Source organism: Enterococcus sp. CSURQ0835 (assembly GCF_902706605.1).
Classification (GTDB): domain Bacteria; phylum Bacillota; class Bacilli; order Lactobacillales; family Enterococcaceae; genus Enterococcus_A.
In genome coordinates, this window is sequence record NZ_CACSLH010000015.1 from 18,007 (window position 1) to 39,912 (window position 21,906).

The 21,906-nt window shown below is 43.8% G+C and carries 26 protein-coding genes and 1 other RNA gene; 9 read left to right on the forward strand and 18 right to left on the reverse strand.

The window, feature by feature from the left end:
- Positions 1–66: 66 nt before the first annotated feature.
- From GVJ38_RS07740 to GVJ38_RS07755, 4 genes are read right to left on the reverse strand one after another with little or no spacing between them, the layout of a single operon-like run.
- Positions 67–822 (reverse strand): 16S rRNA (uracil(1498)-N(3))-methyltransferase, encoded by a 756-nt coding sequence (locus tag GVJ38_RS07740; protein WP_159722608.1) that lies wholly within the window; start codon positions 820–822, stop codon positions 67–69.
- Positions 823–1,770, reverse strand: coding sequence for a 50S ribosomal protein L11 methyltransferase (gene prmA / locus GVJ38_RS07745; RefSeq protein WP_159722609.1), 948 nt, complete (start codon positions 1,768–1,770; stop codon positions 823–825). It abuts the gene before it with no gap.
- A gap of 12 nt (positions 1,771–1,782) precedes the next feature.
- Entirely contained in the window at positions 1,783–2,262 is a 480-nt protein-coding gene (locus GVJ38_RS07750; RefSeq protein WP_159722610.1) for a DUF3013 family protein, read from the reverse strand.
- Between the two features lies 1 nt (position 2,263).
- Positions 2,264–2,890, reverse strand: a complete 627-nt coding sequence (locus GVJ38_RS07755; protein ID WP_159722611.1) for a DNA-3-methyladenine glycosylase — start codon at positions 2,888–2,890, stop codon at positions 2,264–2,266.
- Between the two features lie 238 nt (positions 2,891–3,128).
- On the opposite strand from GVJ38_RS07755, the gene GVJ38_RS07760 reads away from it, so the two are divergent.
- From GVJ38_RS07760 to GVJ38_RS07780, 5 genes are all read left to right on the forward strand, one after another.
- Positions 3,129–4,427 carry a replication-associated recombination protein A gene (locus GVJ38_RS07760; RefSeq protein WP_159722612.1) on the forward strand — a complete coding sequence of 433 codons (1,299 nt, stop codon included), beginning with the start codon at positions 3,129–3,131 and terminating at the stop codon, positions 4,425–4,427.
- Positions 4,428–4,628: 201 nt separating this feature from the next.
- Positions 4,629–4,822, forward strand: a non-coding RNA gene (gene ssrS / locus GVJ38_RS07765) — 6S RNA.
- Between the two features lie 66 nt (positions 4,823–4,888).
- Positions 4,889–5,167 (forward strand): hypothetical protein, encoded by a 279-nt coding sequence (locus GVJ38_RS07770; RefSeq protein ID WP_159722613.1) that lies wholly within the window; start codon positions 4,889–4,891, stop codon positions 5,165–5,167.
- 90 nt (positions 5,168–5,257) lie between these two features.
- On the forward strand, positions 5,258–5,728 hold the full coding sequence (locus GVJ38_RS07775) for a universal stress protein (protein WP_159722614.1): 471 nt from the start codon (positions 5,258–5,260) through the stop codon (positions 5,726–5,728).
- Positions 5,729–5,806: 78 nt separating this feature from the next.
- On the forward strand, positions 5,807–6,085 hold the full coding sequence (locus GVJ38_RS07780) for a hypothetical protein (RefSeq protein WP_159722615.1): 279 nt from the start codon (positions 5,807–5,809) through the stop codon (positions 6,083–6,085).
- A 57-nt stretch (positions 6,086–6,142) separates the two neighbouring features.
- Here GVJ38_RS07780 and GVJ38_RS07785 read toward each other — a convergent pair whose 3' ends face one another.
- Complete coding sequence (locus GVJ38_RS07785) at positions 6,143–6,493, reverse strand: fluoride efflux transporter FluC (protein WP_159722616.1); 351 nt, start codon at positions 6,491–6,493, stop codon at positions 6,143–6,145.
- Positions 6,490–6,870: a fluoride efflux transporter FluC gene (locus GVJ38_RS07790; RefSeq protein ID WP_159722617.1), complete on the reverse strand. Its 381-nt coding sequence runs from the start codon at positions 6,868–6,870 to the stop codon at positions 6,490–6,492. Before GVJ38_RS07790 ends, GVJ38_RS07785 begins: the two co-directional genes overlap by 4 nt.
- Before the next feature lie 140 nt (positions 6,871–7,010).
- Between GVJ38_RS07790 and GVJ38_RS07795 the strand changes: the two genes are divergently transcribed.
- Positions 7,011–7,700, forward strand: coding sequence for an HAD family hydrolase (locus tag GVJ38_RS07795; RefSeq protein ID WP_159722618.1), 690 nt, complete (start codon positions 7,011–7,013; stop codon positions 7,698–7,700).
- 82 nt (positions 7,701–7,782) lie between these two features.
- Here the strand turns inward: GVJ38_RS07795 and GVJ38_RS07800 are convergent, their stop codons facing one another.
- The 4 genes from GVJ38_RS07800 to GVJ38_RS07815 are packed head-to-tail and all read right to left on the reverse strand — an operon-like array spanning position 7,783 to position 9,885.
- The gene (locus tag GVJ38_RS07800; RefSeq protein ID WP_159722619.1) at positions 7,783–8,328 is read right to left on the reverse strand and encodes a cysteine hydrolase family protein; all 546 of its coding nucleotides are present in this window, start codon (positions 8,326–8,328) and stop codon (positions 7,783–7,785) included.
- Between the two features lie 12 nt (positions 8,329–8,340).
- The gene (locus GVJ38_RS07805) at positions 8,341–9,033 is read right to left on the reverse strand and encodes a 5'-methylthioadenosine/adenosylhomocysteine nucleosidase (protein ID WP_159722620.1); all 693 of its coding nucleotides are present in this window, start codon (positions 9,031–9,033) and stop codon (positions 8,341–8,343) included.
- 15 nt (positions 9,034–9,048) lie between these two features.
- Positions 9,049–9,309, reverse strand: a complete 261-nt coding sequence (gene macP / locus GVJ38_RS07810) for a cell wall synthase accessory phosphoprotein MacP (protein WP_159722621.1) — start codon at positions 9,307–9,309, stop codon at positions 9,049–9,051.
- Positions 9,310–9,312: 3 nt separating this feature from the next.
- Positions 9,313–9,885, reverse strand: coding sequence for an NUDIX hydrolase (locus GVJ38_RS07815; RefSeq protein ID WP_159722622.1), 573 nt, complete (start codon positions 9,883–9,885; stop codon positions 9,313–9,315).
- 193 nt (positions 9,886–10,078) lie between these two features.
- On the opposite strand from GVJ38_RS07815, the gene GVJ38_RS07820 reads away from it, so the two are divergent.
- The 3 genes from GVJ38_RS07820 (at position 10,079) to GVJ38_RS07830 (ending at position 12,281) form a co-directional block, all read left to right on the forward strand.
- Positions 10,079–10,747, forward strand: coding sequence for a 5-bromo-4-chloroindolyl phosphate hydrolysis family protein (locus GVJ38_RS07820; RefSeq protein ID WP_159722623.1), 669 nt, complete (start codon positions 10,079–10,081; stop codon positions 10,745–10,747).
- Positions 10,748–10,860: 113 nt separating this feature from the next.
- Positions 10,861–12,051 carry a toxic anion resistance protein gene (locus tag GVJ38_RS07825; protein ID WP_159722624.1) on the forward strand — a complete coding sequence of 397 codons (1,191 nt, stop codon included), beginning with the start codon at positions 10,861–10,863 and terminating at the stop codon, positions 12,049–12,051.
- A 14-nt stretch (positions 12,052–12,065) separates the two neighbouring features.
- Positions 12,066–12,281, forward strand: a complete 216-nt coding sequence (locus GVJ38_RS07830) for a zinc ribbon domain-containing protein (protein WP_159722625.1) — start codon at positions 12,066–12,068, stop codon at positions 12,279–12,281.
- 85 nt (positions 12,282–12,366) lie between these two features.
- Here GVJ38_RS07830 and GVJ38_RS07835 read toward each other — a convergent pair whose 3' ends face one another.
- From GVJ38_RS07835 to GVJ38_RS07870, 8 genes are all read right to left on the reverse strand, one after another.
- Positions 12,367–13,230, reverse strand: coding sequence for a GRP family sugar transporter (locus tag GVJ38_RS07835; RefSeq protein WP_159722626.1), 864 nt, complete (start codon positions 13,228–13,230; stop codon positions 12,367–12,369).
- A gap of 88 nt (positions 13,231–13,318) precedes the next feature.
- A complete protein-coding gene (locus tag GVJ38_RS07840) occupies positions 13,319–14,335 on the reverse strand; it encodes a sensor histidine kinase (RefSeq protein ID WP_159722627.1) in 1,017 nt (338 codons plus the stop codon).
- Between the two features lie 12 nt (positions 14,336–14,347).
- On the reverse strand, positions 14,348–15,019 hold the full coding sequence (sapR, locus tag GVJ38_RS07845; protein WP_159722628.1) for a two-component system response regulator SapR: 672 nt from the start codon (positions 15,017–15,019) through the stop codon (positions 14,348–14,350).
- Positions 15,020–15,162: 143 nt separating this feature from the next.
- A complete protein-coding gene (locus GVJ38_RS07850) occupies positions 15,163–15,519 on the reverse strand; it encodes an iron-sulfur cluster biosynthesis family protein (RefSeq protein WP_159722629.1) in 357 nt (118 codons plus the stop codon).
- Positions 15,520–15,581: 62 nt separating this feature from the next.
- On the reverse strand, positions 15,582–17,075 hold the full coding sequence (locus GVJ38_RS07855) for a phosphomannomutase/phosphoglucomutase (protein ID WP_159722630.1): 1,494 nt from the start codon (positions 17,073–17,075) through the stop codon (positions 15,582–15,584).
- 104 nt (positions 17,076–17,179) lie between these two features.
- Positions 17,180–19,549: an HAD-IC family P-type ATPase gene (locus tag GVJ38_RS07860; protein ID WP_159722631.1), complete on the reverse strand. Its 2,370-nt coding sequence runs from the start codon at positions 19,547–19,549 to the stop codon at positions 17,180–17,182.
- 109 nt (positions 19,550–19,658) lie between these two features.
- The gene (locus GVJ38_RS07865) at positions 19,659–20,807 is read right to left on the reverse strand and encodes a cation:proton antiporter (RefSeq protein WP_159722632.1); all 1,149 of its coding nucleotides are present in this window, start codon (positions 20,805–20,807) and stop codon (positions 19,659–19,661) included.
- A gap of 153 nt (positions 20,808–20,960) precedes the next feature.
- Complete coding sequence (locus GVJ38_RS07870) at positions 20,961–21,905, reverse strand: 3'-5' exoribonuclease YhaM family protein (protein WP_159722633.1); 945 nt, start codon at positions 21,903–21,905, stop codon at positions 20,961–20,963.
- Between the last annotated feature and the right edge of the window lies 1 nt (position 21,906).

Here is a 21,906-nt window from a genome sequence, read left to right on the forward strand (position 1 = left end):
CAACACTTCAATGCTAGTATTTTCCGAAAATTATTGTTTTTATTATACAAAGTTGTCCGGCTTTTTTCAATCGGAGGGATCAAAGAGCTCGGAATAAAAGCTTGCGGCCGCTAAAACATAAAGCGGTGCGGTCTCTGTGCGCAAGATTCGCGGACCTAGCCCGCACAACTTCGCGCCTGCTTGAGTAAAAAGCGCGATCTCTGGTTGGGTCAATCCGCCTTCAGGGCCAAAAATCACTAACAAACGTTGTCCTGCGCTTAGCTTTTCCAATGTTTGAACGAGTTGTCCGCGTTCACCTTGCTTGGCTGATTCTTCATACGCAACTAGCACAGCGTCGTAGTCGTTAAAGACTGCCGTCAGCTGTTGGGTACTAGGGAAAAATTCCACGGTTGGCTGAAGTTGGCGTTGAGATTGCTCAGCCGCTTCTTGCGCGATCTTTTGCAAGCGTTGCACTTTTTTGCTTTGCTTTTTTTGATCCCATTTTACAACGGATGTCTGAGCAGGAAAGACGATAAAATTATGAGCGCCTAGCTCCGTACCTTTTTGGACGACCAACTCTAATTTTTCACCTTTTGGCAAGCCGCTCGCGATCGTCACCTCAAAGGGCAACTCCCGCCGCAACGTTTCTTTTTCCTGTTCTGCTACAGTCACACTGTCTGATGTGATCACAGTGATCGCACCTTTGAAACTTTGCTGATCAGCAAAAACGATAAAGACTTCATCATCAGGTTTCATGCGCATCACGCGGACGATATGATGGTAGTTTTCACCAGTCAATTCCACTGTCGCGCGATACGTGCCTTCTACAAAATAGCGTTGCATCTAGTCTTCCTCGCCTTTTTTCAAAATGATCGCAAACCAATCTTTTTGCTGGAAGATCCGATCCACGACAAAACCTTGCGCCGTCAATTTTTCTAAGATCATCGCTTTTTTGTCTTCGATGATCCCTGAGATGATAAACGTCCCGTCTGGTTTTAACAGCCGCCACGCATCTTCGATCATCAATTTGATGATGTCCGCTAAAATATTAGCCACGATCACATCGGCTGGCTGTTCGATCCCCGTTAATAGATCGTTAGCAGAAACGGAAATATTTTCCGTATGGGGATTAAGATCGACGTTTTCTTGCGCGGAACGGACCGCCACTTCGTCTAGATCATAGGCGTACACTTTTTTTGCACCTAAATAAGAACTCGCAATACTCAACACACCTGAACCAGTCCCGACATCTACAACAGTTTCGCCCCCGCGCAAAACAGTTTCTAAGGCTTGCAACGTCAAATTTGTTGTCGGATGCGTTCCCGTTCCAAAGGCCATCCCAGGATCTAACGTGATGATTTTTTCTTCATCTGATTGGGGAGTATATTGTTCCCAACTCGGAACGATCGTTAAAAAGCGCGTGACCCGCACTGGATGATAATACTTTTTCCAAGCCGTCGCCCAATCACTTTCGGCTACTTCACTGACTTCGATTTTATTTTCACCGATTGCTAACCCAAATTCCGGCAAGCGGGTGATTTTTTCTTTGATCAGCGGTAAGATCTCCGGTAAAAAGATCGTTTCGGGAAAATACGCGCTGACCGCGGCACCTTCAGTCAAGTCGGTAAACATTTTTTGATCCAACACTTCACCATAGGGATCTTTTTGATAATTTTGGACATCCAAACTGTCTTCAATGGCGACTCCGGCTGCGCCAGCTTCCATCAAAATATTGGAAACAGCTTCCACTGCTTCACTTTCCGTGGTGACTTTGACTTCATTCCATTTCATCTTTTCGACTCCTTAATAACTAGGATAAGGCAAGTACGGTGTGTCGCGTCCTTGCTCCGCTAATTTTTCAAACTGCTCTTTGTTCCAAACTAATTCAAAAACTTCTTGCTGGCTATCACCTGCTAAAAAGTCGAGTAAGTCGCTTTGCCCTTCTTCTAAAACATCCCGCAAATAATCCACGATCGCTTTTAAAACCCCTTTTGGCAAGCCTTTTTTGCCCGGATAGGTGATCACTGCTAAATAATCGGCGAGCTCGTAATCAGATTTAGTTTCATCAGCCAATAAGATCGCATCTTCAAACTCGATCACCGTTTCTTCTGACGCGACACCATCGACATCATCCAACTCAATTTGTTGCTTATTCTCGCCATACAAGCGAAAAGCTAATTCAAAGCTATGATTTTTCGTATCCCAATCCAATGCGAGATCATAATCGGGAATTTTTTTATCTAAGTACTGATCTAAAAAACTGATCATCGTTTCTTTTGCCATCTTAATTCCTCCAGCCATTATTTTCCGCGATATTCGCCTTTTTTTGTTTTGTCACATAAGGATTCCCTTTGACCGTAAAACGCAGCGGCAGATCCGTCCAGATCCCCTTATTCGGGATGCCGACTCGCGGCAACTTTTCAACGGTGCGTGGATATTTACGTTTTTCTGGCACTAAATGGAGCGCACTTGAAAAAATCGATTCGCCGTACAAATTTTTTTCGATTCCCAGCGCTTCCACTAATTTTCCGGGGCCGTCACTTAACGCCACACCCGTTTTTCCGTTGCGATTTTTGATCATTTGCTCCAGCCCTGCTGCTGGTTCCAAACCGCGGATCATCACCCCTTGAGGCAAGCCGACTTCCCGCGTGATCATATTTAAAATCAAGTGCGTGTGCATCGTGTACAGATAAATCGTGCCTGGCTTTTGATACATCGCTTTTAGCCGTGGGGTTTTTCGCAGACCAAAACTGTGGGCCGCTTCATCATCTGGACCGAGGTAGGCCTCACAATCCACGATATAGCCGCCCAACTTCCCTTGAGGCGTGTCATGTTCCACATACATCCCCAACAAATATTCCGCCACTTCCGGCGTTTCATGTGTATTAAAAAATTCGATTACTTCATTCATTGTCATTCTCTTCACCGTCTTCATGATACACAATATCGCCGTTACATGCTACGACTGCAAGCCACAAATAAAATTTTTTAACTAAAAAACAGTTCCGCTTCGTGCAAGTAAGCGGTCACTGGCGGTTTGATACTTTCTGCCCACCAGCCAGTGAGCCTTGCTGCCGAGAAGTTGGTTTGCGAAACTGGATTCAAAAAATGCTATACTAAATGAAAAGTGACTGAAAAGGAGGGATTCCATGCAGCAACCGTTAGCGTATCGCATGCGGCCGCGTAATTTAGCTGAAGTAGTCGGTCAAGAGCATTTGGTCGGCCCAGGAAAGATCATTCGGCGGATGGTGGAAGCCAAGATGTTGTCGTCGATGATTTTATATGGACCACCAGGCACTGGGAAAACAAGCATTGCCAGCGCGATCGCCGGTTCGACTCACTACGCGTTTCGCATGTTGAATGCTGCCACTGATACGAAAAAAGATTTACAGATCGTCGCTGAAGAAGCCAAGATGAGCGGCACCGTGATCTTATTATTAGATGAAGTCCATCGTTTAGATAAAACGAAACAAGATTTTCTTTTACCCCATTTAGAAAGTGGCCGGATCGTCATGATCGGCGCGACGACTGAAAATCCGTATATTACCATCAATCCCGCGATCCGCAGTCGAACTCAGATTTTTGAAGTCAAACCATTGACCGAAGAAAATATCCAACAAGCGATCCAACAAGCATTGACTGATAAAGAGCGCGGTCTAGGAAACGAAGAGGTCACCCTTGATGAAGACGCTTTGTTGCATCTGAGTCGCGCGACCAATGGTGATTTGCGTAGTGCGTTGAACGGTTTGGAGTTAGCCGTCCGCTCAACGCCCAAAGACGAAAACGGGGTGATCCATTTGACCCTTGCGATCATTGAAGAATGTGTTCAAAAAAAAGCACTGACTCACGATAAAGATGGGGATGCACATTATGATGTCATCTCCGCGTTTCAAAAATCGATTCGCGGCAGTGATGTTGATGCTGCTTTACATTATTTAGCGCGGTTAGTCGAAGCGGGTGATTTGCCGATCATTTGTCGGCGCTTGATGGTGATCGGGTATGAAGACATCGGGCTAGCCAATCCACAAGCTGCAGCGCGTACCGTTCAAGCGGTCCAAGCCGCTGAAAAATTAGGACTACCCGAAGCGCGTATTCCATTAGCGGATGCCGTCGTGGATTTGTGTCTGTCACCAAAATCAAATTCAGCGTACCAAGCACTAGATGCCGCGATCGCAGACATTCGTGCCGGTAAAGCCGGTGAAGTTCCCGATCATTTGCGCGACAGTCACTACCAAGGGGCTAAAAATTTAAACCGCGGGATCGGGTACCAATATCCCCATAATTTCGAACATGCTTGGGTCGATCAACAGTATTTACCTACTAAATTAAAAAATGCGCACTACTATGAGCCCAAAGCCACGGGAAAATATGAACAAGCCCTCGGGCAACAATATTTTCGAATCAAGGAATGGAAAAAAGCGGCGAAGGACTCAGCGAAGAAAAAGTAGGTGTAATGCTTTGCCGCTTTCTAAGCCGATCAAGCAAAGCGCTTTGATCACCAGTAAATATAATTCGCTTTCATTGACAATTTATCAGGCTTTTTATAGAATAGAGCCAACAAAGAAAATACGATTTGATTCAGCTGATCGAAGTTTTGAGCAAGTCGTAATTCATTGCAACTTTATATTTCCTGTGCTACTATTGAGATGGAAATTCTGTGATGTGCGCGTTGCCCATTTCAGTGTTGACCGAACATTTTTATTGATATCTTGGGATCTGTCTTGTGTCAAAGCAGGCGACATGCCTTTTCATTTGGTAGTTCAATGCTTAGACCGTGGAACCCACCTGCTAGACTTTGCGGGATCAATACTCTCGGGTGAATAACGGCATCGACGGAGTTTTCCATTCTTTTAGAATGAAAGAGCAATTTGCTTTTGCAAATTGCTTTTTTCTGTATATGGAGGACATGATGATTCGAATTTTATTATTTGTGCTAGCTTTATTGTTACTATTTTGCAGCTATTATTTATGGAAAAAAAATGCCGGCCTCTTCTTGCTGATCGAAAAAAATCGCGACAATCAAAGTTTCTTTCGCAATTTCGCCATCAGCTATGGTATCCTCGGCATCTTCGGTCTAGTGATCGGCTTTTTGAACCAAACGAACTACTCACTACTTTACCTCGTGGTCGTCTTGATCTGCTCTGCGATTTTCAGCTTACGCTTTGCCGGTAAAATGAAAAAGAGCTAAGATTGTCAATTTCCGCTAAAATGTTCTAAAATAAAGAGGAAAAGAAAATGGTTGCCAGCTACCTTTGCTGGTAAAAGGAGTGGAATTGTGATGGAACAACAATATCAAACGATCATGGTCGCCGTTGATGGTTCGAGTGAAGCTGAGCTCGCGTTTAAAAAAGCTGCCAACGTTGCCAAGCGAAACGAAGCCGAATTGATCTTGGCTCACGTGATCGACACGCGGGCATTTCAAACCGTGTCATCCTTTGACAATACATTAGCCGAACAAGCCACCGATATGGCAAAACAAACGCTTGCCGACTACGAAAAATACGCACAAGGGATCGGCTGTAAAAAAATTACCAAAGTGATCGAGTACGGTGCACCAAAATCCGTCATCGCCAATCAGATTCCAGAAAAACACCATGTTGATTTGATCATGTTAGGCGCGACTGGGTTAAATGCCGTTGAACGGCTCTTTATTGGTTCGGTCTCTGAATATGTTATTCGCAATGCTGGCTGTGATGTGCTGATCGTCCGGACAGATCTTGACAACCAATTGCCAAAAGAAGAAGAATAATTTTTCAGTTCTCAAGGGTTTATTGATACGCTTTCTTAAAAATGGTGCTATGATTAAATGTGAAGAGGGTGCAAAGAAATGAAAGAATTTACTATCAAAGAAGTAGAAGATTATTTGACACAACGCGTCTCAGGAATCACGGTCATCAATGCCGGTGTTGAATTTCCTGATCGCAAAGAAGCGTTCCACGTCGAAGGTGAAAAAGATTATTATGTCTTTGCCAACAATGATGGGACTTACGAATTCACAGACGGTTCTAAAACCGACAAGATCACGAACCACGACGAAGACGGCAATGTCTTGAGCGAAGAAGATTTTCTCGACAAAGTCATCAAGATCATCGTAGCAGAAGAATAAACTATACTATCAAAAAATGCGCTAGCTATCAGACGATGGCTAACGCATTTTTTTGATTTAAATCGCTCGCCCCATCATGATCCCGATCAAACTGAATAAAATCCCCAGCACATAGGTAGCTGTGATGTAACGATAAAACATCGAACGGTCGTGTTGCCATAAAACGAGCAGTTCAAAGTTGAACGTTGAAAAAGTCGTATACCCGCCCATGATCCCAGTTCCGATAAATAAATACACTGGCTGGGCTAAATGCAGTCCGAAAAAAATTCCCAGAAGCAGGCTGCCAGTTAAATTAATAAAGAAAGTCGCTTTTGGTAAATGTTTCGTCCGATCTTCAAAGTATTGATTCAACGCAAAACGCATCATCGCACCAATCGCAGCGCCACTTCCGACTAATAGAGCGTTCATAGTTTCACCTGCTTACGTTGATAGAGTGATTCCCCTAAAAAGACTAGTCCAAGACCGCCAGCTAACGATAAGCCAAAGTACAAAAGCGCTAACCAATAATGCGCGCTTAACACCAGCTGCATCACATCTAACGCAAATGATGAAAACGTCGTTAAGGCTCCGCAAAAGCCGACGCCGATTCCTAATACGAGACGCGCCGAGAGATCGATGTCACTTAAAATGTGTTTGACCACCCAACTGAAAAATAGACAGCCGATCAAATTCACCACTAAGGTCGCTAAGGGAAAGACCCCACCGATTTTTGGAAGCCACTCACTGACTAAAAAACGAATCGCACCACCACAAAAAGCAAACAGCGCGATCACTAAGTAATCCATTACCTTTCATCTCCTCTGAAATTCCCATCTCACTATATAATTAATAAAAACTTAACGCAACTATTCCGAGAAATCGTTTTATTCTTAAACATAATATGTTAGAATAAAACAAATTCAAACATTAAAAAGCAGGTTTAAACATGAAAGGAATCATTTTTGATTTTAATGGGACGATGTTTCTCGATTCCCCACTCCATGAACAAGCTTGGCTCCACATGATTACAAAATACTCAAAAGCTACGCTGGAGCCAACTGAAATCGTCAAACAGATCCACGGTCAAACCAATGCCGCGATCTTGAAACATTTTATCTCACCTGAGCTCACGGATACTCAAATCGCAAAACTGGCTGGTGAAAAAGAAAGTTATTATCGGCAATTGGTAAAAGCCGATCCGACCCAGATCCAATTAACAGCTGGCTTAGCTGAAGTATTGGATACGTTAGTGATAGAACAGATTCCCCTGACCATCGCTTCAGCTGCGCCTCAAGCGAATATGGATTTTTATTTTGAGATCTTTGATTTGGCTCGCTGGTTTGATCAACGCAACGTCGTAGTAGATGATGGAACGTTTCCTGGCAAGCCCGCGCCGGATATTTTTTTGAAAGCTGCGGCAAAGTTAAACTTAGATCCAACTGACTGCATGGTGATCGAGGATTCCTATTCCGGCCTACAAGCTGCTCGGAATGCTGCGATCGGTTCCATTGTTGCGATCGATCCTACCGGGCACAACACACCATTATTTGAAGCCGAAAACTTAGCCCCAAATGGGATCATCAAAGATTTTACCCACTTTGAACAAAACATACTTGACCCACTATTCGTTCATTAAAAGATGAACGGCTCGGCCTGATCAGAAATTCAAAAAACCGCTGTTGAACTCACACTTCAACAGCGGCTTGTTTTCGTCATTTTTAAATCAGTGTCGCGCCTAACGTATTTTTAAAATGTTGCAGTGCCCAGTCATGTCCCACTGGATCAAAACTAGCAACCGCATGTTCTGGGATCACTAGTTTATATCCGAGATTATACGCATCGACTGCAGTGTGCAAGATACAAATATCCGTACAGACACCGGTCAAACATAATTCGGTGATGCCGCGTTCTCGCAGCCGAATATCTAAATCAGTTCCACTAAAAGCAGAATAATGTCGCTTGTCGATCCAATAGACATTTTGGCGGTCTTGATTTTTAGCATAAACAGCTTTTAATGAACCGTACAATTCACGCCCTGCTGTTCCGATCAAGTTATGGGGTGGAAATAACTTCATCTCAGGATGGTACTGATCATCTTCATCATGACCATCGATCGCAAAGACGACAAAATCATCATTTGCAATCGCGTCTTTAGTCAGCTGGACGAGCGTTGGTTCGATCGCTTGACCCGCAGCTCCGGTCGTCAATTTACCAGCGGTTGCCACAAAATCATAAGTGTAATCAATCGAGAGTAAAGCTTTCATGAAGGTTGCCTCCTATTTTAAGTGCTGGACGAATTCCGTGACTAATTCCGCGGAAGCTTTCCCAGTGTGTTCAACAAATTCTTCGTGGGTCTCAGTCGCAGCTTGATCGGCGGTATCACTTAACGCCCGCAAGATCAAAAACGGGATCCCAAATTGAGCAGCAGTTTGCCCGATCGCGGTGCTTTCCATCTCCAGTGCGAGTGCGTCAGGAAAATTTTGTTTGATGGCATGCGTTTTTTCCGGACTACTGATGAAGCTATCCCCGGAAACGATCAAGCCCTCATGAACTTTTTGGCCGACTTTTTCGGCGGTTTTGATCATTTCTTGCCGTAAATAAACCGAGCTATCGTAATACAACGGCATGCCGGGAACTTGGCCGATTTTATAGCCAAAGGTGGTTGCATCGACATCGTAATACGCCACTTTGTCTGCCACGACCAAATCGCCGATCGCCAGTCCAGAACCGATCCCACCTGCTGTCCCGGTGTTGATCACCATGTTGACTTTATATTGATGGATCAACAGTGTCGTTGTGATGGAAGCTAGCACTTTGCCGATCCCCGAACGGACGACGATCACTTCATGATTGCCCAGGCTACCGGAAATAAACAAAGCCCCAGCTTGTTCCCAAGACAGCGGGTGATCCAAGCGTTCCCGTAAACTTTTGATTTCTTCTTCCATAGCACCAATAATACCGATTTTCATCTAACATCCTCCTCTTTAAATAAAAAAGACGGCCAGCATCGTCAAGACTAGTAATACTAAAACGATCAAGATCGCTTTATTTAAAAAATTCCCTGTCTCCCGTTGCTTTTCGTTTTCACCGCTGCGGGTTTTTTTCGCTGGCGGTTTTTGTTTCAGTTCTTTCCGATAAAAATTATTTTTTTGTTTTTCCGCGATTTGTTGCCGTTCTTGTTCACGGGCTAAGCGCGCATTTTTTTCTTTACGGCGGCGGATCTCTTCACGATTCACCAATGGCATGATTTATTTCATCGCTCCTTTTACTTGCATGAGTTCCCAATACTGAACAGCAAAAATCGTTTTCGCATCACAGATCACACCGTCTGTGATCGCTTGTTTTGTTTCTTCTAACGTCAATTCGTAAAGCTCTAACACTTCATCATCGTCTTGCGGGCGTGGGTGACTGACTTTTTTCAAACCTTGTGCAGCATAGACATATAACTTTTCATCTGAAAAGCCCGGTGACAAATACATCTCCGCCACATACGTGAGCGTCTCTGCTTGATAAGCCGTCTCTTCTTCTAATTCGCGGCGGGCGGTGACCTCAGGATGTGTCCCTTCCCCGGGATCGATCTTACCAGCTGGAACTTCTAAGACGACTTTTTCTAAAGGTTTGCGAAATTGTTTGACCATCACGATTTTATTTTCAGCCGTGATAGGAATCGTCGCCACCCCGCCAGGATGAAAGACTAGTTCTCGTTGGCTCGTACCGCCATTGGGCAAGGCAACGTCGTCTAAATACACGTCGATGATCTTGCCTTTAAAAATCTCTTTGCGGTGGATCGTCTTTTCTTCAAAATCTTTGTATTCTAGCATCTTGAAATGTTTCCTCCTCAAATGTCTTGGTCCCATTGTATCACAGAAAATTCTTACGTTTTTTCTAAATCTGAAAAATCCATCTTTGGTCTGATACTAATCGTTTAAGGTTTCATGCTAAAATGAACCTGTAAAGTAATCGAAGTAAAACACATAAATAAGTCAGCTTTACGTATAGATTAGGAGGATCGTTATGGGGAAGAAAATCGTTACTATCGGCCTAGTCATCATGGGGATTATCGCATTTTTTGAAGGCGACTTCAGCGAATTTCTCATTTTCTTATTGATGCTAGGAGGAATCTATTTGATTTATCGAGGACTGCGCGGCCGGAAAGGCAAACAAGCGCAAGCAGAAGTACCTTTTATGTCCAAAGAAAAAGAACAGCACTATCGCGAGGCCGGCATGTCTGAAAGCGAGATCGTATTGTTTCGCGAGACGATGAGCACGAGCAAGCAACAAATCGTCCGACTCCAAGAAAACATCACGCAAAACGCCAAATTAAAAGCGATCGACTTACGGCATGACACCCTAAAAGCTGCCAAAGCGTTGTTCAAAGAATTGGTAAAAGAACCGACCCGCCTGCCAGAAGCCAGCCACTTTTTATATACGCATTTACCAAACATCGTAGATTTGACTGATCATTATATCGAGATCAACCAGCATGAAGTCAAAACAAAAGAAACGTATGGTAAACTAGAAGAAAGCGCCCAGATCATCGACCAAATGGCGGATCTGATCGTCAAAGATTACCAGCAATTTGTCTCAGAAGATATGGAAGACATGGATGTTGAGATCTCGATTGCCAAAAAAAATCTTGACCACGACTTGAAAGAACCTTTACAAAAACAATTTACCGAATAAAATCTAGCGCATGCTAGATTTTTTTCCACAAAAAAATCCGCAGCTCTCGCATGGAACACCACGACTTGCCAGCAATTCAGAGCCACGGTTTTTTACTAGCAGGAGGAATGAAAATGGAGCCAGAAAACACGAAACCGACCCAATCCGTCGATACGACCTTAGACGATTTATTGAGCAACCCTTTTGGATCAACTGACAGTTTGACACCGGTCCAACAAGATGAACTTTCCACTTTAAAAGAGCAAGAACAAGCGCCGCGTTTAATCGATAAACTGCCGGCAGAACGCCAAAACCAAGCACGAGAATTAGCCAAAAAAATCGACGTCAATGACTCACAAGCCGTGATCAGTTACGGCGCGACGGCGCAAACAAAATTAAGCGAATTTTCTCAATCGATGTTAAACACCGTCCAAACACAAGACATCGGTCCGATCGGCGATTCATTGAACCAATTGATGTATCGCTTGAATGAAGCCAATCCCGATGAATTGCGTGCCGGTGAAGGCAATGTTTTCCAACGGATGTTTGGGAAAGTCAAACAATCGATTTATGAGATTACTGCCAAATATCAAAAGATCGGCGCCCAAATCGATAAGATCGCCACAAAGTTAGATCAAGAAAAAAACGGTCTCTTAAAAGACAACCAAATGTTAGAGCAACTCTACAATAAAAATAAAGACTATTTTGATGCGTTGAACATTTATATCGCAGCAGCTGAACTAAAGATCGATGAATTGAAACAAACAACGATTCCTGAAGCGACCGCAAAAGCCAAAGCCAGCGGAGATCAAATGGATGTGCAAGTCGTCAATGACTACACCCAATTTTTAGATCGCCTCGACAAACGCACTTACGACTTGAAACTTGCGCGTCAGATCACGATCCAACAAGCACCGCAGATCCGACTGATCCAAAATACCAACCAAGCATTGGCTGAGAAGATCCAAGCTTCGATCAATACCGCTATCCCATTGTGGAAAAATCAAGTCGCGATCGCGTTGACCTTGTTGCGTCAAAAAGATGCTGTGACTGCACAACGCCAAGTTTCAGAGACGACCAATGACTTGTTGAAGAAAAATTCAGAGATGTTGAAGATCTCAACGATCGAAACCGCCAAAGAAAATGAACGAGGCGTAGTCGATCTGGAAACGTTACAACAAACTCAAAATGATCTAGTCGAGACTTTGGAAGAAACACTACGCATCCAAAAAGAAGGCAAAGAACGGCGCCAAGCAGCCGAACTAGAACTAGGCCACATGGAAAATGATTTAAAACAAAAATTGATGGATCTAAACGACCGCTAGGAGGCTAGTTTATCATGGAGAAAAAACAATTCGTCTGTGTCAAATGCGGCAATCAACATTACACCGCGGATCAATTTCAAGCAACCGGCGGGAATTTTTCTAAACTCTTTAATGTCCAAAATAAAAAATTCACGACGATCAGCTGCACGCAATGCGGCTACACCGAACTGTATCGCACCCAAACAAGCGGCGGCTGGAACGTACTAGATTTCTTATTAGGTGGCGGCTAGTCAGTCAAAATATTTTGAGATGCCAAAACGAGAACCTTCGACTGTTAAACTAAACAGTGAGGTTCTCGTTTTTTAGTTAGCTGTTTTACGCTTTCATATAACCTAATACGAGACCGCCCAAAATGATCAGCAAACAACCGCTCACCACATACACCATTTCTTTTTTTGTCTTGTGCTCGCCTAGTAAAAAGATCCCACCTAAAGTCGAGATGATGATCCCCATCTGGGACAATGAAAAACCGATCGCCAGCCCAATATTTTGGACCGTCAACAACATACAGATATTCCCGATGCCCCACAATAGACCGGACAACATATTTTTGAAGACAAAACGATTGAGCTGCGCTTTTTTCAAAGCAAAGATCGCGGCGCCTAATAACATCCCGATACTTTGAGGTAAAATGATCGCTAATGGATCAAGCCCCGCCCACGTGATGATGATCGTGTATAAGCCGTAACCGATCGTCGAAAAAATCAACGCCCGGAAGCCGCGGCCAAAATCCAACATTTTATGATCCGTCTTAGGTGCTTCCTCATCATCTTGACGAGCCGTCAAATACGCGCCCAGCACTAAAAGGACCAACGCTAAAAAACCAAAACCAAAGTCGCGGGTCTTCGTCCATTCGTGGAAAAAGATCGCACCTGCAACTGTATTCAAAATCAACTGAAACCCGGTGGATAACGGTAGTCCTACCGAAACCCCCATATATTTCATGCCATGGAACTGACCATTTTGTCCGATCGTCCAAAAAAAGCCTGATAAAAAACCGATCAAAAAGACCCAACCGTTCAAGACTGGCTGGACGATCAAATACGTCACCAAAGCAAATAAAAATGCGCCCATCGTCATTCCCAATGTTTGTTGGTTCGCATCGCCGCCAAGTTTACTGCTGACTAGTGCGATACTCCCCCACGCAAGCATCGGGACCAATGCGATCAAAAAGCTCATAAAAAAACTCCCTTCATTTAATTCTGGAATAGAATAGCAAAGAAGGAGAGTCATTGACAACTATTATTTGCTTACATTAGAACTTTCATTATCTTTTTTCATGATAGTACCGCAATGTGGGGAAAAATAATTTCATCGTCGTGCCGTGACCGACTTCTGATTCAGCCGTCAGTGTTACACCTAGCTTTTCTGTCAGCTGTTTTGCTAAATACAATCCGAGTCCAGTCGAATGTTTTTCAGCGCTGCGACCATTCTCACCCGTGAAGCCTTTATCAAAAATCCGACCGAGGTCTTCTGGAGGAATACCAATGCCGTGATCTGCGACTTGCAGTAAGACACCATCATTTTTTTCTGTGATCATCAACATGATCGTGCCATTTGCGGGCGTGTACTTGATCGCATTACTCAATAACTGTCGAAAGACAAAGGCAATCCATTTGCTGTCTGTTAAGACTCGCGCATCGTTTTCTGGTATCGTCAACTGCAATTTTTTTTGGATAAAATAATTTGCTTGGCTTGCGATCACCGGTTGAATGATGGCTTTCAAAGAATATTCTTGGATCAAATAATCATTGACGAATTCATCCGCGCGTGAATAATACAACACTTGTTCGACGTACTCATCGATTCGCTGCACTTCATCTTGCAACAAAAGATATTTTTCATCCGGCACATCAAACTCGATGCTTCGTAAAATCAGATCCACTGCGGCTAACGGAACTTTGATCTCATGGATCCATGAATCAATATATTCTTTTTGATCCTTTTGTTGGTCGATGACTTGCTGCATCGTTTGCCGATGTTCTAGTACTTGTTGATTTACGTAATGCTCGATTGCTCTTTCTTCATGGGTCTGCCCTTTTTTCACGAATTGTTGTAAACTCGTGTCTTGTCTAAACTGTGTCAACCATTCTTTTTTGCGGAAATAATACAATGCCAGCAGCAAAAAGATCAAGACGAGCTGCAACAAAAACAAATAAGCTAAATTATCCCAAAAATGCGTCAAGCCTGGTGTCAGCCAGACCATAAAGACTAATAAAGCATCTAGTAGCAGCCAACCGATTAAAATCGGTACACGGTCTCTTAAATAATTTAAAAATGTCATCTTCGCCCTCACTTATGGAATGATATAGCCTTGACCGACTTTCGTTTGAATATACTCATCGATCCCGGCTTGTTGAATTTTACGCCGCAACCGATTGATATTGACAGTCAGAGTATTGTCATCCACAAAACGTTCGTCGTCCCACAGTGCGCGCAACAATTTTTCTCGACTCAAGATCTTGCCGTGTTGCTTCATTAAAATAAATAAAAGCCGGTATTCATTTTTGCTGAGATCGATCACTTGGCCGTTGATCGCCATGCTGCTGTTATCCATATTTAATGTGATCCCATTGTGGGACAACGTCTCGCCGCCTTCCACGTAATTATACGACCGCCGTAGTAGCGCATTGATCTTTGCCACTAAAATATCAACTTGAAACGGCTTGGTGATATAATCGTCTGCTCCCATATTCATCGCCATGATCTGATCCATGTTCGTGTTGCGTGATGAAATAAAAATGATCGGCACCTTCGAGACCGCGCGAATTTGCTGGCACCAATAATAGCCGTCAAATACGGGTAAATTGATATCTAGTAAAACGAGCTGCGGTTGCTCACGTTCAAAATCGTTTAGCACTTCATTGAAATCCGTCGTCTGAAACACCTCAAATTTCCATTTCGCTAACTCTTCACTGATCAATTGACGGATCACTACTTCATCTTCTACGATCATAATTTTTGCCATCTTTTTTGCCTCCGCTTTTTCACTTCCTCCTTATACTACCAAAGAAAAAATGATCTGCCACTTAATCTGCAAAATTTAACCGAAAGCTTAGCTATCACAACGATCCCACAAAAAAAGCAGCCGACTGAGCAGCTGCTGAAACTTTATTTTTTTTGCGTGAAATCAAGAAAGCCCATCGTATCATCGATCATCCCGCCTTCACCGGAAAGCGAAAACGTATCTAATCGTTCATCTAATTTCAATTTCATATTTTCTTGCAAGTCTTCTTTGGAGTAACCTTTGATCCAAAAGTCGACTAAATTAGTGGGAATCGTTTCGTCGTAATCCGCCTTTTCCATCGTATCATCAATGATATTGATCGAAAATTGAGTCTGCATATGGATCATTGCATGTTGTGAGTAAGGCCCCACGCCATCTTCAAAAGTCAATAAAACGAGTTTGTTCGGACTCAAGTGTTCTGCTAAACGTTTTTTCGCTGCATCATCAATTGTAATATACATCTGAAACCCCTCCTCGTTGATACCCTTATCATCAAACGAATCGAGAAAAAATGCAAACGATTTTACTTCAAGTACGCCTCAAGTTTTGACACATCGATGTGGGGATCTTGGCTTAAGATCGCCCGTACATGCGGTAGGATTTTTTTGATCTGCCCGGCTTGATCATTTTCGACTTGTAAAACCAGCAGCGGCTCATGCAAGCTTAGTCGTAATAACAACCAGCCTTGGCCAAACGGTTCGGTGATCGAAAAACGGACACCTTCATAATTTTCAGGATTGACGGTAAAGCCAGTTTCTTTTGCTAATTCGGTTCGCACGGTCTCGATCATCGCTTGACCTGCAGCTTTATGTTCCTCCCCGCTGATTTTAAAGCGTAGTTCCAACGCTTCAGCAGGTTGCACCAGTTCTCGCATTAGATCGGCTAAGTCACGTTGTTCTTGTTTCAACTGTGGTAAGATCGTCAATACTTTCGCGATCACATAGGCGCCATCATCTAAGAAATAATTTTCACGAAACGCGGCGTGACCACTCGTTTCGATCGCTAGCGGACAATCGATCCCCGCGGCATTTAATTCTACCGCTTTGTTGATCACATTGCGGTAACCAGAGATGTAACGATATTGTTTGCCACCTTTAGCTTCGATAAAATCTTTCAAGTGGTCGGTCGTTGGCGAGTTAGTCACGATGGTCGCACCTGGTTCTGTTTTTAAGATGATCGCAGCTAAAACGGCGATCAAATTGTTTCGGTTGATGATCTGACCATCATGGGACACGATCGCGGAACGATCCACATCCGTATCAAAAATCACTCCTAGATCAGCTTTATTTGCCAAAACGGCTTGTTTGATACTAGCCATCGCTTCTTTGTTATCAGGGTTTGGAATATGATTAGGAAAATGCCCGTCCGGTTCTAAAAATTGCGAACCAGTCGTGTCGGCTCCCAGTGGTTGCAAGACTTGTTTAGCAAAATATCCGCCGGCACCATTTCCTGCATCAACTATGATCTTCATTCCTTTTAATGGTTGCTCTGCTTGGTCGATCCCTCCTTTGATTTTTTTCACCAAGTCTGCGGCATAAACTGAGATCAAATCCGCTGACTCTACTTTGCCCGTGCTTTTTTCTCGCGGTGTCGTGTGGTTCAAAATATAGGCGATATCACTTTTTTCCGCCCCGCCTGCTTGACTGAAGATCTTGATCCCGTTGAAGTAAAACGGTAAATGACTCGCCGTCAACATGATTCCCGCATCACAGGCAAATTGTGTGAATTGCGTCGCCATAAATAAAGCTGGTGTCGTGGCGATCCCAAAATCTAGCACGTGACAGCCACTTTGTTCAAACACTTCGATCAGCGCTTGTTTTAATTCAGGTCCGGACAAACGGCTGTCCATGCCGATCCCGATTTTGAACGGAGCTTTGACTCCGCGCTCTTCAAGCCAATTCATGATACCGTTTGCAATTTGGCGAACTTCAGTCGCGCCAAGATTTTTTTCGTTTCCTTCCGCCGAGATAGCGATCCCGCGAATATCTGAACCATTTTGTAATGTCGTTAATGTCATCGTTCGTCTGCCTCCTGTAGCATCTTTAAGTCTATTATACCAAAACACCAGCAGAAAATGCTTTCTTTTTTGCATTTTCTACTGGCAGCATTTAATTCTGCAGCTTACATCACGCGCGACTTGTGCCGATCTTTGCGCCACGTTTGCCATTTGATCCGCCAAGCCACGATTTTCCCCATCACCCACGTACTACCTTTAAAGACCCACCAGATCGCAAATAAGAGCGGGATGACAAAAAAAGCATTGCGGTTGAGGAGCTGGTCAAATTCAAAAAATGGCCGGAAAAAGAAGAAACAACTCAAGTAGGCGGCACTCAACACGCCAATCAGCAGCCCTTTCATTTTGTCTAGTGGCTGCGAGATCGTATACAACACGATCAGTCCCGTACAACCGGTGAGAAAAACAGACATCGTGGAGGTCGCGATGAATGACAATTGAAATAACCGATCCGCTAATTGAATGATCAGTACACTAAACAAAACGGTAAAAGCACCGGGGACTGAGACGCGTAAGATATTGTTCAAAAAGTCGCCTTTGATCCGTTCATAACTAGGTTTCAAAGCTAAGAAGAACGAAGGGATGCCAACTGTCAGCGCATTGATCGGCGTCAGTTGAACCGGCGCAAACGGATAGGGTGCGGCAAGAAACATAAAGATCACCGCTAAACACAATGAATAGATCGTCTTCACTAAATACATTGAAGCAACACGCTCGATATTATTGATCACGCGACGCCCTTCATTCAAGACGGCTTGCATCTCTTTAAAATCAGAGTTCAACAAAATGACATCAGCAGCGGCTCGTGCGGCACTACTACCATTTGCCATCGCAACTCCGATATCAGCTTGGCGTAAAGCTAAGACATCATTGACACCATCACCGGTCATGCAGACAGTATGGTTTTCATTTTGTAATGCTTTGATCAAGCGGCGTTTTTGATACGGGGTGACCCGCCCAAAGACCGCGTTTTGTTTGACTAGCGCTTGATAATTGTCGGTATCATTGACCGTCGTCATATCAATGGCATATTGCGCATTTTTGATCCCAGCTTTTTGCGCGATTTTTGAAACAGTGACAGGATGATCGCCGGAAATGACTTTCAACTCCACCGCTTGTTTTTCAAAGTAACTAAATGTCGTCTCAGCATTTTCTCGTAAATTATCTGTGATCACTAAAGCGGCTAAAAATTCTGGCGGCTGGGTCAAGACTTCTGTCAGTTCAGTTGGATACTTGGCTAACGCCAGAACGCGATAGCCTTTTTCTAATAACGGTGTGAGCTGATCAGTTACTTCAGCGGGAACTGATTTGAAAATAAATTCTGGTGCGCCCATGATATAGCTTCCCTTTTCAAAGGTCACGCCGCTCCATTTACGCGCAGATGAAAACGGAATGACTTTTTTTGCTTGCCATGAGCTAGTCCCAGAAAAATGTTGGCGTAACGCGGTGGCAGTCGCATTATTATCCGGCAGACTAGCTAATAAGGCAGTCATGGTCGTCGTCAATTCTTCCAACGTGATTCCATTTAAAAGCGCATCGTGATAAGTCAATGTCCCATCAGTGATCGTGCCGGTCTTATCTAAACAGATCACATCGACACGCGCCAGTGTTTCAATCGAAGGCAGCGCTTGGACTAACACTTTTTTGCGGGCTAAATTTGCGGCTCCCACAGCAAAGGCCACACTCGTCAACAACATTAAGCCTTCTGGGATCATACTCACTAATGCTGCTACCGTCCCTAAGATCGCTTGTTTGAACGAAGCCGTACTAGCATATTGCGTGAAAAATAAACCTAACCCCACTGGAACGATCACGATCGTCAAGCCTGCGATCATCCGGGCTAACACTTTCGTCAACTGAGAGCTGGAGCTTTTTTTCGTTTTCGCTTCACTGGCTAGTTTTTCAGCAAAATTATTCGCTCCGACTGCCGTAGCTTCATAAAAACCTAAGCCAGCAGTCACAAAACTTCCACTGAATAATTTCTCCCCAACTGTTTTTTGGATACGGTCGGCTTCCCCCGTCAACAATGATTCGTCGACTTCTAATGTTCCGTGGAGTAATTTGCCATCGACTGGGATCTGATCGCCGTTTTCAACTTTGATCACATCGTGTAAAACGATGCCCTCTTGTGGGATCGTCTGTAATTTTTGATCCCGTAAAACGACCGTTTCCGTTTTATTCAAGACGGATAATTTATCGATCGTATGCTTGGCGCGAATTTCTTGGACAACGCCGATCAACGTGTTGATGATCACCACGCCAAAAAACAAAGCATTTTTCGGTGAACCTACTCCGATCACTAAAAGAGCTAACACTAGATTTAGCACGTTAAAGACATTCACCGTATTTTCTTTGATGATCTGGCGGTCACTTTTTAATAAATTTTCTTGGTTTTGATTGATCTCGCCTGCTTGCTGGAATGCTTCGACTTCCGTTTGCTGCAAACCGGTCAAATGCGCTGGAATTTTTATCGCCATCTCCCTCACCTCCTCTTCATCTTATCACGAAAAAAACATTCCCTCTAAAGATAACGATGCCTCTTATGAACACGACAAAAAATCCCGAACACGAGTGTCCGGGATTTTTCTACGCATAAACTTTTTTAGTGAAATATTTCAAGATCAATGGTGAGACAAGCGTCGTCAATAAAATCACGATCACGATGGGCGAATAAAATGTTTGGTCGATCAATTTAGCTTCATAACCCAATTGCAAAATGATCAACGCCATCTCACCACGGGAGATCATCCCTGCCCCTACCATGAGCGAACTATTTTGACTAAAGCCAGCTGCCCGCGCGCCGATAAATCCCCCCAATAATTTAGAGAGCACCGCAACGAGGGTGAAAATCAAAATATAAACCAGCTGATCCATAAAGTGATCGAAGTTGACTTCTAATCCGATACTGACAAAAAAGACAGGGATAAAAACCGCATAGCCCAAAGCCTCGGTGTTCAGTTGAACTTCCTGCTTCACCTCAGTCTGACTGACGGCGATCCCCGCAAAAAAAGCGCCGATGACTGAGCTCAAGCCAACAAAATCCGCGATATAAGACATCGCCAGACAGATCACAAGCGACATAATGATCACTGCGCCACTGGTAAATAGTCGCTGACTCAGCTTCATCAAATACGGTGCGATAAAACGAACCAATAAATAAATCAGCGCAAAATAGACGACTTGCTCCAACAAGAGGATCGGAAACGGTAATCGTTGTTCCACATTTGGGGCCAAAAAAGCCAAACTCAAACTCATCACTAAAACGATCAAAATATCATCTACCACCGAAGCTCCCAAAATAGTTGAACCTTCTTTGGTGTCTAGCACATTCAATTCTTTTAATGCTTCAACGGAGATACTGACTGAAGTCGCTGCCAGCAAGATCCCCAAAAAGATCGCTTCATTCCAAGTGGGATGAAAGACATTCCCCGTCACAAAACCCATGACCACAGGAAATAAAATTCCTAACAACGCGACTAAGATCCCCGGGCGAAAATATTTTTTCAGCAGGGACAAGTCACTTTCTAAACCCGCTAAAAACATCAAGACGATGACACCGATCTCCGAAAATTCATGCACTAAAACATTTGGCTGAATCCAATTTAAAACGGCTTTGCCTAACAAAACACCAACTAACAACTGGCCGATCACACCGGGAATCCCGATCCGTCGACAAAAATGAGCCGCAAACATCGTCGCCACTAAAATCAAACACAACGTTCCAATAAAAGCCATCTCAAAGCTCCTTTCCAAGTCATTTGACTCATTATACTATGGATCTTGGATCGCGGATAATTTTTGAGCGGAAATGTCTGTAGCGTGAACTAAAAAAGTGACGCTCAAATTGCAGTCTGAAATGAACTGCGATTTGAGCGTCGCTGACGAACATTATTTTTCTTTTGGGACGTAAAAACTGCGATTGTCTAAGCCAAAAATCCGTTCCGTATATTGACCTGGTTCGGCATTTTCGATGGCACTAGTCATCATTTGCATCGACGCGTCAATATTATCGATTTGATGCAACACTTCGGCTTCCATGATCCGTGGACGCACCGGTGAACCGTATTCCAACAACCCATGATGCGCTAAGACCATATGGCGCAACACGATCACGTCTTCTTCCATCGGATCGATCTTCAATTCGACACAAGCTTTAGTGATCTCTTCATCCACTAAAACTAAATGCCCGACTAAATTGCCGACGACGGTATATTCTGTCGCGGAAGGCCCAGTCAGTTCGATCACTTTACCTAGATCATGCAAGATGATCCCTGCATATAACAGTGCGGCATCAAGTTGGGGATATTCGTGAGTCAAACTTTTTCCGATGTGGAGCATCGTCACGGTATGAAAAGCTAAGCCACCCGCAAATGCGTGATGATTCCGTTTGGCTGCGGGATAAAAGAAAAAGTCTTTTTGGTATTTGTTGAGTAGAAAACGCACGATTCGGTTCCAATGAGGGTTCGTAATCTCAAAGATCGTTTGACTGATCTCTTCTTCCATCTCTTCACGTTTTAACGGTGCCCGTTCCATGTAGAGCATCGGATCATTCGGTTCATCAGCTTTTGCCAGTCGCAAATGCATGATCTTGATCTGCGGATTGCCTTGGTAGTTTTCCCGCTTACCACTCAAGAAAACGACTTTACCAGCTTGATAACGCGCGATTTCTTCTTCTGAAGCATCCCAAAATTTACCATCGATCGAACCCGACGTATCTTGGAACGTGAAGGCGATAAACTTTTTCCCATTTTTAGCGATGCGGACATCAGCGTTTTTCAGTAAAACGAACAGCTCGAACTGCTCATCCACGGTCAATTCTTTTAATTTTTTCATC

Coding starts and splice junctions, on each gene's coding strand:
- GVJ38_RS07740 (WP_159722608.1), bottom strand. CDS start 822: ATGCAACGCTATTTTGTAGAAGGCACGTATCGCGCGACAGTGGAATTG.
- prmA (WP_159722609.1), bottom strand. CDS start 1,770: ATGAAATGGAATGAAGTCAAAGTCACCACGGAAAGTGAAGCAGTGGAA.
- GVJ38_RS07750 (WP_159722610.1), bottom strand. CDS start 2,262: ATGGCAAAAGAAACGATGATCAGTTTTTTAGATCAGTACTTAGATAAA.
- GVJ38_RS07755 (WP_159722611.1), bottom strand. CDS start 2,890: ATGAATGAAGTAATCGAATTTTTTAATACACATGAAACGCCGGAAGTG.
- GVJ38_RS07760 (WP_159722612.1), top strand. CDS start 3,129: ATGCAGCAACCGTTAGCGTATCGCATGCGGCCGCGTAATTTAGCTGAA.
- GVJ38_RS07770 (WP_159722613.1), top strand. CDS start 4,889: ATGATTCGAATTTTATTATTTGTGCTAGCTTTATTGTTACTATTTTGC.
- GVJ38_RS07775 (WP_159722614.1), top strand. CDS start 5,258: ATGGAACAACAATATCAAACGATCATGGTCGCCGTTGATGGTTCGAGT.
- GVJ38_RS07780 (WP_159722615.1), top strand. CDS start 5,807: ATGAAAGAATTTACTATCAAAGAAGTAGAAGATTATTTGACACAACGC.
- GVJ38_RS07785 (WP_159722616.1), bottom strand. CDS start 6,493: ATGAACGCTCTATTAGTCGGAAGTGGCGCTGCGATTGGTGCGATGATG.
- GVJ38_RS07790 (WP_159722617.1), bottom strand. CDS start 6,870: ATGGATTACTTAGTGATCGCGCTGTTTGCTTTTTGTGGTGGTGCGATT.
- GVJ38_RS07795 (WP_159722618.1), top strand. CDS start 7,011: ATGAAAGGAATCATTTTTGATTTTAATGGGACGATGTTTCTCGATTCC.
- GVJ38_RS07800 (WP_159722619.1), bottom strand. CDS start 8,328: ATGAAAGCTTTACTCTCGATTGATTACACTTATGATTTTGTGGCAACC.
- GVJ38_RS07805 (WP_159722620.1), bottom strand. CDS start 9,033: ATGAAAATCGGTATTATTGGTGCTATGGAAGAAGAAATCAAAAGTTTA.
- macP (WP_159722621.1), bottom strand. CDS start 9,309: ATGCCATTGGTGAATCGTGAAGAGATCCGCCGCCGTAAAGAAAAAAAT.
- GVJ38_RS07815 (WP_159722622.1), bottom strand. CDS start 9,885: ATGCTAGAATACAAAGATTTTGAAGAAAAGACGATCCACCGCAAAGAG.
- GVJ38_RS07820 (WP_159722623.1), top strand. CDS start 10,079: ATGGGGAAGAAAATCGTTACTATCGGCCTAGTCATCATGGGGATTATC.
- GVJ38_RS07825 (WP_159722624.1), top strand. CDS start 10,861: ATGGAGCCAGAAAACACGAAACCGACCCAATCCGTCGATACGACCTTA.
- GVJ38_RS07830 (WP_159722625.1), top strand. CDS start 12,066: ATGGAGAAAAAACAATTCGTCTGTGTCAAATGCGGCAATCAACATTAC.
- GVJ38_RS07835 (WP_159722626.1), bottom strand. CDS start 13,230: ATGAGCTTTTTGATCGCATTGGTCCCGATGCTTGCGTGGGGGAGTATC.
- GVJ38_RS07840 (WP_159722627.1), bottom strand. CDS start 14,335: ATGACATTTTTAAATTATTTAAGAGACCGTGTACCGATTTTAATCGGT.
- sapR (WP_159722628.1), bottom strand. CDS start 15,019: ATGGCAAAAATTATGATCGTAGAAGATGAAGTAGTGATCCGTCAATTG.
- GVJ38_RS07850 (WP_159722629.1), bottom strand. CDS start 15,519: ATGTATATTACAATTGATGATGCAGCGAAAAAACGTTTAGCAGAACAC.
- GVJ38_RS07855 (WP_159722630.1), bottom strand. CDS start 17,075: ATGACATTAACGACATTACAAAATGGTTCAGATATTCGCGGGATCGCT.
- GVJ38_RS07860 (WP_159722631.1), bottom strand. CDS start 19,549: ATGGCGATAAAAATTCCAGCGCATTTGACCGGTTTGCAGCAAACGGAA.
- GVJ38_RS07865 (WP_159722632.1), bottom strand. CDS start 20,807: ATGGCTTTTATTGGAACGTTGTGTTTGATTTTAGTGGCGACGATGTTT.
- GVJ38_RS07870 (WP_159722633.1), bottom strand. CDS start 21,905: ATGAAAAAATTAAAAGAATTGACCGTGGATGAGCAGTTCGAGCTGTTC.